Genomic DNA, 8,751 nt, shown 5'->3' with positions numbered 1-8,751 from the left:
TATCCTTTCTCTGCGCTGTGCTTATCTCAATGGTCAACTTTCCACTTGATATATGTGCAAAACTGAGATGCACCCGAGGCATCTATTTCCTGAGAGTGGGCCGCATAAAAAGTGAAAACATCGTTCACTTGAGCTTCACTTAAATCATACTCAGCAGCAATTTGGTTGGGCGAAAAACCCCATTTATGGGCTGCAATGACTACTGTTTGCACCCGCAAGCGAGTGCCGCGCAAAACGGGTATGAGTTCACCACTAGCGCCGCGCACATAGGTGATTTCAGGAAAAGCGCGATCGTCATTCCGCTGGTTGAGGGTAGCGACTTTTTCGGCTACAGCCCAGAGAATAAACCGATCGAGGGAAATGCCTTGGAGTGTCGCCAATTTTTCAGCTTCTTGCTGTAGCTGAACGGGTAAGTTTAAGGTGTGGGATGTCAGCGTGAATGGCAGTCAGTGGGGTTCGTAGTTTATGACTAACAATGGAGATATAGGAGATATAGCGGTTCTCAAGAAAGTGAGGTATGGGGGCGAGTCTTATGCCTATGCCTATGCCTATGCCTATGCCTATGCCCTATGCCCTATGCCCTATGCCCTATGCCCTATGCCCTATGCCCTATAAGCACCTCATGTTACTGAGAAAGGCTATAAGCTGTTAAGTATTTAAACTGGGTAGGAGCAAAATGCCAAACGCTTACACCTCAATCTTGACAGCGAATCAAAATAATTGATTTAAATACACAACAGCTTAAATTATGGATATTAATACGCTCAGTGTGCTTAAGCTTATAATTTAATTCAGCTATAGCCAGCCACAGCCAGGAGAACAACTATGTTTCGCAACATGAACTTACAAACAAAACTAATCAGCGCTTTTTTATTAATGGGGTTGATCGTCTTCGTGTTTGCTGGGGTAGGGTGGAACGGGGTTTCCAGGCTAAGTGTACACATCAAAACCCTTAGTGAGGATAGCCTGCCAAGTGTGACTGCTTTGTGGAATATCAACGAAGGAAAGACCCAAATTCAGGCATCAGAGCAATTACTCTTCGATCCCGAAATGACTAATCCAGAAAGGCAAGCAGCATTAGCTAGAATTCAGAATGCCTGGAAACAAATCAACGAAAACTTTCAAAAATACGAAAAGATTCCGAATACCCCAGAGGAAGATAAAAACTACAAAGAATTTCTACAAAACTGGGATGCTTGGAAGAAAGCCCATGAAAAATTGCTGAATATAGAACAAGACTATAACCAAATGGGTATCCGCAATCCCTGGAAAAGGCAGATTCAGCTAATCAGTCAGGGTAAGGGAAATTCACCAGAAATCGCGGCAGTTAAAACAGCACTGGAAATCCGTACCAGGATGGATGAGTATGGCGCAAGTACAGAGGAGCCTTTATTTAAGATAGCTACCGATTCAGTTAGATCAGTTATAGCCTTCAATCAAGACATTGCAGACAAAGCTCAGCAATCAGCCACTCTGGATATAAATCAGACTGAATTCTGGGTTCTTGTGGGCATGATTCTTGGTCCGGTGACAGCGATTATTTTGGGAATATTCTTGAGCATTACGATCGCCAAGCCCATCGACAAAGCCCTCAAAAGCATTGTCAATATGATTGTCAGTTCTTCCAGCCAAATTGCCGCTACAGTTGAGCAGCAAGAACGGATCGTAAATCAGCAAGCAACGGCGGTGAATGAAACTACTTCCACAATGGATGAATTGGGAGCCTCATCGCGCCAATCAGCAGAGCAAGCCGAATCAGCACTGGATAATGCACGTCAAGTTTTAAACCAGGCGGAGGAAGGAGCCACAGGCGCACGTCAAGTTTTAAACCAGGCGGAGGAAGGAGCCACAGGCGCACGTCAAGTTTTAAACCAGGCGCAAGATGGCAATAAGGTAGTGGAGAAATCTCTAGAAGGAATGTCTGAGTTGAGAGAAAAAGTGGCGACGATCGCCACACAGATTATGCGATTGAGCGAGCAGACTACTCAGATTGGCAGCATTACAGGCACTGTAACAGATTTAGCTACTCAGACGAATATGTTAGCTTTGAATGCCTCAGTCGAAGCTATTCGGGCTGGAGAACACGGTAAAGGATTTGGAGTTATAGCTAATGAAATTCGCCGACTGGCAGATCAGAGTAAAAAATCAGCCGAGAAAATTAATACCATCATTACTGATATCCAGAACGCGATCAATTCCACAGTCATTGCTACAGATGAAGGCACGAAAACTGTCAAAGAAGGTATCAAACTTTCTCAAGATACAGCCCAAGCTTTTAAACAGGTAACACAGTCGATCAATGATATCGTTTTGAAAAATCAGGATATGACGATCGCGGCTATCAACAATAGCGTTTTGAAGAATCAACAAATGACTCTCGCTTCTATCAAGGATATCGTTTTGAAGACTCAACAAATTTCTCTCAATGCCATGCAACAAGCATTAGCCGTCCAACAAGTAGTTGAAGCAATGAATACTATCAATTCTGGAGCTAAACAAACTGCTAGCGGCATTAATCAAACTAAGGTAGGTACTCAACTACTAAACGATGCAGCTCAAAATCTTAAAGTATTGAGTGCCAAATAGAGAGATTATATCGATTCCGGTTGCACTCCTCATGATTGTTAACAGTTCACGGTGAGTCAAAAAACTGAAAATTCCGCTTATATTTGGTTGCCACTTTACTATTCCGATGAAGCGCAGATTTGATATGAGACGAGGAAGGTACGGGAAAATAATTTTTATTTTACTCTAATCTCTAATCTGTATTTTGTATAAGAAGCCAAGTTGCGGGTTATTAGCGATTTCCAGCGATCTATTACGTCATATCAAATCCGTTAGCATCGGAATAGTAAATTCGAGTTCACTGTTGACTGTTCACGGCGTCAACAGTCAACAGTCAACAGTCAACCGTCAACATCATTCCGGTGTAACCGGAAATGATATCACTGAGATTCTTCCCATTTTTTTACCCAAGATTGTGGCTGTCATTTTTAAGTTTTACAGTACCATAAATAAGCCAAAAAATAGCCCTTTCTCTAAAAAAAGCAAAGGGCTATCGACTTTTTAACTCAATTAATTAATGACTGTGCCCGTGCCCGTGAGAATGGCCGTGTCCGCCATGAGAATGACCGTTCCCGTGAGAATGACCGTGCTCGCCATGAGAATGGCCGTGTTCCCCGTGAGAATGCGCGTGCTCGCGCTGCGCCGAAGCCAAACTCGGATTAACAGCAACCGCAGTTTCACTCAACAACGCTTCAATCTGCGGATTTGCCCACTCGGCCGCCATTTTCAGAAACTCTGGATGGTCATTTACGCAAGGTAATTTGCGGTAAGTAACTCCTTGACGCTGTTTCTGCAAAGACTCAATAATGTGGTCTACATCTAACAAAGTTTCGTGATTTTCTGTGGCAAATCCGATCGGCATAAAGACGATCGCAGTTGCACCCAAATCAATCAAATTCTTCGCAGCCAAAGTCGCATCCGGTTGTGTCCATTCAATCAGCGGTGTGTCGTGATTCAGCCAACCCACCGAAATCAAAGGATAGCGATACATCAAACGTTCCCGCACGCGATCGTACAAAGCTTGACTTTCCACAATTCCCGAAGTAAAGCCCTTGGCCTTGTGCGGACAACCGTGATTCATCAGCACAATCCCAATCTGAGAAGGCAAATGCGCTACAGCTAAATCGTTCTTAATTTCCTCTTCAACCAAATCCGCCATTAGCTGGATGTAAGCAGGTTCATCGTAAAAAGAAGGAATGTAGCGCTGTCCTTTTACCCAATGTTCCTTACCATCAAAGGTTTGTGCTAAAGCTTTATTCACCTGTTCCACAGCAATGCCGCTGGTGAAAACAGAATCAACTACCAACAGCGGATAAATCAGAATTTTGTCAAATCCTTCTGCTTGAATTTGAGGGATTACTTGTTCCGGCAAAAACGGCGCGCAAAAGTTAAAAGCTTTGAACACTTTTACTTTATCGCCCCATTTCTCCTGTAAATTCTTTTCAATCCCAGCGCGCTGCTGTTCAAAAATTGCATTGTGCGGCGAAACGAATTGACCGTGTTGGTGACTCCACTCGTGCAAGTCAAAGATTGCTAAAATCTTCGCCAGCGGCGGATAAATCCAAAGCGGTACTGGCGCAAACTTTGCCGTAAGCAAATTTAAAGCTTGTTCGTTGTAGTTGGCAAAATCGTCGTAGCTTTCGACTTCGCCGTAACCCATCAGTAATACAGCAACCCGATCATTACTTGCCGGTGCCGCAGATGTTTTGAAATCGATTTTTTCTGGAGAAGCAACCACTTTGTATTCCTCAATTTTATTTATTCTAAGAGATCCAGGCAGGATGAAGGGTGAATCGGAGATTTTTCATTGTTTGCGATCGCACGACTGACGTGCGCGGGGCGGATTCCCGGTTTTTGCGCCCATACTTCCCGGTCAAACCTCTTATTTATCCTAGAAACCGGATTGATGAGCATCAGTCCTAAGTCGGTTTTTTGACCCTGACCCGAAATTTGTAGGGCAGCTAAGCTGGCAGGCCTCTAATTTTCACAATCCTGTTTCTTTAAGCTTTTGTGGGGTCGGCTTCGACGCCGCCAGAAAAGTTAAATCTAAATACAGAACAGCTTAAAACTAGAATCAGTCTTTGCTAAGCTTGACAGGGAATGCGGCCGGGGGGGATAACTTTTATGTTTTCTTAAGACTCCCTGACCTTGCCTCAGATTAAAGCTGTTTGGAGCGTTCCCAGCTTTTAACTTGGGGGGATACTCTTCAAACTTGACTCTATTATAAGTTTAACACCCTATCCCCTGGGGTAGTATATGATATAGTAGGTATATGATAAAGTTATGTTGCGAACTATATTAACTTTCTTGACGAACTATGAGACTGGTAATTTGCCCCGGAGTCCACGAACCAAAGCTAACCGACTGTTTCCTGGCGGGACTTTCGGGGCTTTGGGGAGTGGCAGCCGATCGCCAAAACCAGCAAATAGTCGATCGTGTCAAGATTTTTCCCGCTCATAAATATCCGCCTTTTTCAGCTCTTGACATATTCCACTTTTTGTGCAGCGAAGAGTTAGGAGGAGAAAGTCTAGTATTTGTCAGCTTTTCGGCAGGAGTAGCCGGGGCGATCGGGGCGGCTTGGATGTGGCAGCAACTCGGCGGCAAAGTCGGGGCTTTTTTTGCCTTAGACGGTTGGGGAGTACCTCTGGTGGGCAATTTTCCCATCCACCGAATCAGCCACGATCGCTTTACGCATTGGAGTTCAGCAATTCTCGGTAGCGGTGGAGAAAGCTTTTATGCAGATCCCGCGATCGAACATTTGGATTTATGGCGAACTCCCGAAACGGCAAAAGGCTGGCACGTCAGCCAAAGCGCCGCCGGCATTGAGACTGTCGCACCCACAACCGCAGCAAAATTTTTAGTCCACCTATTGAAACAATACGGAGTCCAATCAGTTGTTTAATCTTAATTTAGTATCCTCAGCGATCGCACCTATTGCCACCATCGCCCGCCTAGACAATTCTCTCACTTCAGGCACAACAAACAGCATCAAACAGTGGTTGATATTTGGTGCCTCAGCATTTTTAGTCTCAATTCCAGTCTTCGTGCAAGCACCGTTAGTTCGTCTATATCCTACCATCAGTTTGCTGTCAACTATCCCCTGGTTCGTTCTGAGTTTAATTCTAATTTTCCGCCCCAAAACACAACTTTGGGGAGATTTATTATTAGGATTTGCCGGATGTTGGCTCGCAGGTTCTATCTATTGGGGCTGGTTTAGATGGGAACCAATTTTACATCTACCTATAGAATCAATTGGCTTGCCTTTTGCTATTTGGTGCTTGGGCAAATCTTGGGGGAAAGTTGGCGGCTATTTTTATTTAGGTTCCCTATTGGGTACTGCCATTACTGATTTATATTTTTACTTAACTGGGTTGATGCCCTACTGGCGGCAAGTGATGCACGCGGAACCGGAATTAGCAATGCCGATTTTTCAAAGTGCGATCGGTCAAATTGAAACTCCTTGGGGGATAGGTTGCGCCCTAGTCTTAATCGCTGTGTTGCTAACAGTCGGTTTGCTGAGTTTGCGCGATCGAGAACTGCACTGGCGCGCTTTCAGCGGAGCAGTTTTGAGCACTCTTTTAGTAGACGGCTTATTTTGGCTGGCTGCTTCTGCGGCTTAAGATTTATGATTGGTTCCTATGTTGGTAATTTTTGACCGCAGATGTGGGCGGATTGACGCAGATTAACGCAGATTTTTTGATAGATGTAGTCTTGAGATTCCTGACTTCTTTAAGAAGTCGGGAATTTGGGTATTTAGTGAACAATTATGAGTTAAAATCTAAAATCTAAAATCTAAGAATCCAAAATCAATATCATGTCTTTCATTTCAATTCGCGGTGTAGAACATTATTACGAGTGGATAACGGCAGATAACAGTGCCCAACCCAGCGGGAAACCAGTGATGGTATTTATGCACGGCTGGGCGGGCTCAGCGCGCTACTGGGAAAGCACGGCACGGGCTATTGCTGATGATTTTGATTGTTTGCTCTACGATATGAGAGGTTTTGGTCGATCGCCCTTGCCAAAAGAGCCTCCTGAGTCCAGCTACGAACTCGAAACCTACGCCCGCGACTTAGCTGAATTATTAGAAGCTCTGAATTTAAGTCGCGTCTTTCTCAATGCTCACTCCACCGGAGCATCAATTGCTACTTTATTTCTCAACCTTTACCCCGAAAAAGTAGAAAAAGCAATTCTCACTTGCAGCGGTATTTTTGAATACGACGAAAAATCTTTTACAACTTTTCACAAATTCGGTGGCTATGTGGTAAAATTTAGACCCTCTTGGCTGGCATCAATCCCGTTTGCCGATCGGCTATTTATGGCCCGGTTTTTGCGCCGTTCCCTGCCCACAGAGGTCAGTTTGGCGTTTCTCAAGGATTTTTTAATGGCAGACGAGCAAGCTGCTATAGGTACAATGGTGACGGCCGTCAGCAAAAGAGCCGCCGAGGAAATGCCCCAAGAATTTGCGCGGCTGAGTGTTCCCACACTGCTTGTGGCCGGAGAATTCGACCAAATTATCCCCGCCGTCATGGGAGAGCAAGCAGCCTCCCTCAGCAAAAAAGTAGAATTTGTTATAATTCCGAATACGGCTCACTTTCCGATGCTGGAGGATGCCGCAACATATTTGCAGCGAATTCGAGAATTTTTGCCAGCAGCGGCTTAGCTGAGTTATTGTTCATCTAATGTACGATCGGACAAGCAAGCTTTGAGAACGGCTTTTGCTCCGATCTTAATTTTTAATTCCTAATTTCTTAAAGCGAAAGGTGGTACAATGAACGACCTCGACCAATACTATAAAGTGCTGGGACTGTTGCCGGGAGCTTCCAGAGAAGAAATTAGCCAAGCCTACAAGGATTTAGCGTTCATTTGGCACCCCGATCGCATCCCCAAAGACAATCCCAGACTACTACAGAAAGCTGAAGAAAAGATTAAGGAAATTAATCAAGCTCGCGAAAAATTGCGATCGATTCAACCAAGAGGTCAGAATCAGAACGTTCAGCAAAAACATACTCAGCACAAACACACCCAGTACCAAAACACCCAGCAAAAACACACCCAGCACCAAAACACCCAGCAACAAAACGCTCAGTACAGAAACACTCAGCAACAAAACACCCAGCAACAAAATACTCAGTACAGAAACACTCAGCAACAAACTACCCAGCAACAAAATACCCAGTACAGAAATACTCAGCAACAAAATACCCAGCAACAAAATACTCAGTACAGAAACACCCAGCAACAAAATACCCAGCAACAAAATACCCAGCAACCCAATACTCAGCAACCCAATACTCAGCAACCCAATACTCAGTACCAAAACACTCAGCAACCCAATACTCAGTACCAAAACACTCAGTACCAAAACACTCAGTACCAAAACACTCAGTACAGAAATAATCAGTATCCCAACACCCAACACCAAAACACCCAGCCACCATCGGCCAACCCAAAAGAACCCCGCTACTCTTCTGAACCCTCTTCAGGAAAATATGCTGGAAATTATGCGGGAAACTATGGGGGAAACCCTGCAGGGCCCTATTCAGAGGCGTCCCGCTACCAATCGCAGCCGCCGCCATCTCAGTCATCTCCGTCTTACCGCCAAGCTGGGCCGCAAGCTCCCGATTTGAGCGGTTCCAACTTCAAAGGAGCTTCCTTAAAAGAAAAGGATTTTTCAGGAAGAAACTTGAGCAATGCAAACCTGAGTGAAGCCGACTTAAGTGATGCTTTTCTACACAACGTCAATCTCACAGGCGCGAATTTGCACCAAGCAAACTTGTTCAGGGCCAATTTGTTAGGAGCTTGTTTGATCAATGCCAACTTGAGAGAAAGCAACTTAATCGGAGCCGATTTGAGCGGTGCTGACTTGAGCGGTGCTGACTTAACAGGAGCGAAAATCGGTTACGGCGATCGAGTTATGGTCAAACTTACCCGGACTACATTAACAGGTACAATCTTACCCGACGGTACTGTTCATAGCTAAATTATTTAGTTTTTAGTCAGTCGTTGTAGACGCGGGTTTTACCCGCAATATTTGCTGCAAGTCCAAATACAAAAAAATCCGCCCTTCGCGAATTTTGGATCAAAACTTATATTCTGTCCGCTAGAACAACCGCAATAAAATTGGTTCGTAGTGAGGGCGTTCGTCGTCAGAATTGTATGAGGACTTGCATTCCTCGCTGCGTA

At 44.7% G+C, this 8,751-nt stretch carries 7 protein-coding genes; 5 read left to right on the top strand and 2 right to left on the bottom strand.

What is annotated here, in order from left to right; genetic code table 11:
• Nucleotides 1-26: 26 nt before the first annotated feature.
• Nucleotides 27-380: a DUF433 domain-containing protein gene (locus tag QUA47_RS23710; RefSeq protein ID WP_333432558.1), complete on the bottom strand. Its 354-nt coding sequence runs from the start codon at nucleotides 378-380 to the stop codon at nucleotides 27-29.
• A 445-nt stretch (nucleotides 381-825) separates the two neighbouring features.
• Between QUA47_RS23710 and QUA47_RS23705 the strand changes: the two genes are divergently transcribed.
• Complete coding sequence (locus QUA47_RS23705; RefSeq protein ID WP_333432557.1) at nucleotides 826-2,586, top strand: methyl-accepting chemotaxis protein; 1,761 nt, start codon at nucleotides 826-828, stop codon at nucleotides 2,584-2,586.
• Nucleotides 2,587-3,079: 493 nt separating this feature from the next.
• Here QUA47_RS23705 and QUA47_RS23700 read toward each other — a convergent pair whose 3' ends face one another.
• Nucleotides 3,080-4,303 carry a ferrochelatase gene (locus tag QUA47_RS23700; RefSeq protein WP_333432556.1) on the bottom strand — a complete coding sequence of 408 codons (1,224 nt, stop codon included), beginning with the start codon at nucleotides 4,301-4,303 and terminating at the stop codon, nucleotides 3,080-3,082.
• 579 nt (nucleotides 4,304-4,882) lie between these two features.
• Here QUA47_RS23700 and QUA47_RS23695 point away from each other — a divergent pair.
• The 4 genes from QUA47_RS23695 to QUA47_RS23680 all read left to right on the top strand — a co-directional run bounded on the left by QUA47_RS23695 (nucleotide 4,883) and on the right by QUA47_RS23680 (nucleotide 8,548).
• Complete coding sequence (locus QUA47_RS23695) at nucleotides 4,883-5,467, top strand: hypothetical protein (RefSeq protein WP_333432555.1); 585 nt, start codon at nucleotides 4,883-4,885, stop codon at nucleotides 5,465-5,467.
• Nucleotides 5,460-6,185 (top strand): DUF3120 domain-containing protein, encoded by a 726-nt coding sequence (locus tag QUA47_RS23690; protein WP_333432554.1) that lies wholly within the window; start codon nucleotides 5,460-5,462, stop codon nucleotides 6,183-6,185. The genes QUA47_RS23695 and QUA47_RS23690 overlap by 8 nt, the downstream gene beginning before the upstream one ends.
• Before the next feature lie 194 nt (nucleotides 6,186-6,379).
• Nucleotides 6,380-7,228: an alpha/beta hydrolase gene (locus tag QUA47_RS23685; protein ID WP_333432553.1), complete on the top strand. Its 849-nt coding sequence runs from the start codon at nucleotides 6,380-6,382 to the stop codon at nucleotides 7,226-7,228.
• A 108-nt stretch (nucleotides 7,229-7,336) separates the two neighbouring features.
• Nucleotides 7,337-8,548, top strand: coding sequence for a pentapeptide repeat-containing protein (locus tag QUA47_RS23680; protein ID WP_333432552.1), 1,212 nt, complete (start codon nucleotides 7,337-7,339; stop codon nucleotides 8,546-8,548).
• Nucleotides 8,549-8,751: the final 203 nt, after the last annotated feature.

Origin of the sequence: Microcoleus sp. MON2_D5, assembly GCF_036701905.1 — a bacterium.
In the GTDB taxonomy this organism is placed as follows: Bacteria; Cyanobacteriota; Cyanobacteriia; order Cyanobacteriales; family Microcoleaceae; genus Microcoleus.
Note: the sequence above shows the minus strand (reverse complement) of the source record. Positions and strands in the feature narration are given on the sequence as shown.

What these genes read in the sequence shown, in the direction of transcription:
- QUA47_RS23705 (WP_333432557.1), top strand. Translation starts at nt 826, where the DNA reads ATGTTTCGCAACATGAACTTACAAACAAAACTAATCAGCGCTTTTTTA.
- QUA47_RS23695 (WP_333432555.1), top strand. Translation starts at nt 4,883, where the DNA reads ATGAGACTGGTAATTTGCCCCGGAGTCCACGAACCAAAGCTAACCGAC.
- QUA47_RS23685 (WP_333432553.1), top strand. Translation starts at nt 6,380, where the DNA reads ATGTCTTTCATTTCAATTCGCGGTGTAGAACATTATTACGAGTGGATA.
- QUA47_RS23680 (WP_333432552.1), top strand. Translation starts at nt 7,337, where the DNA reads ATGAACGACCTCGACCAATACTATAAAGTGCTGGGACTGTTGCCGGGA.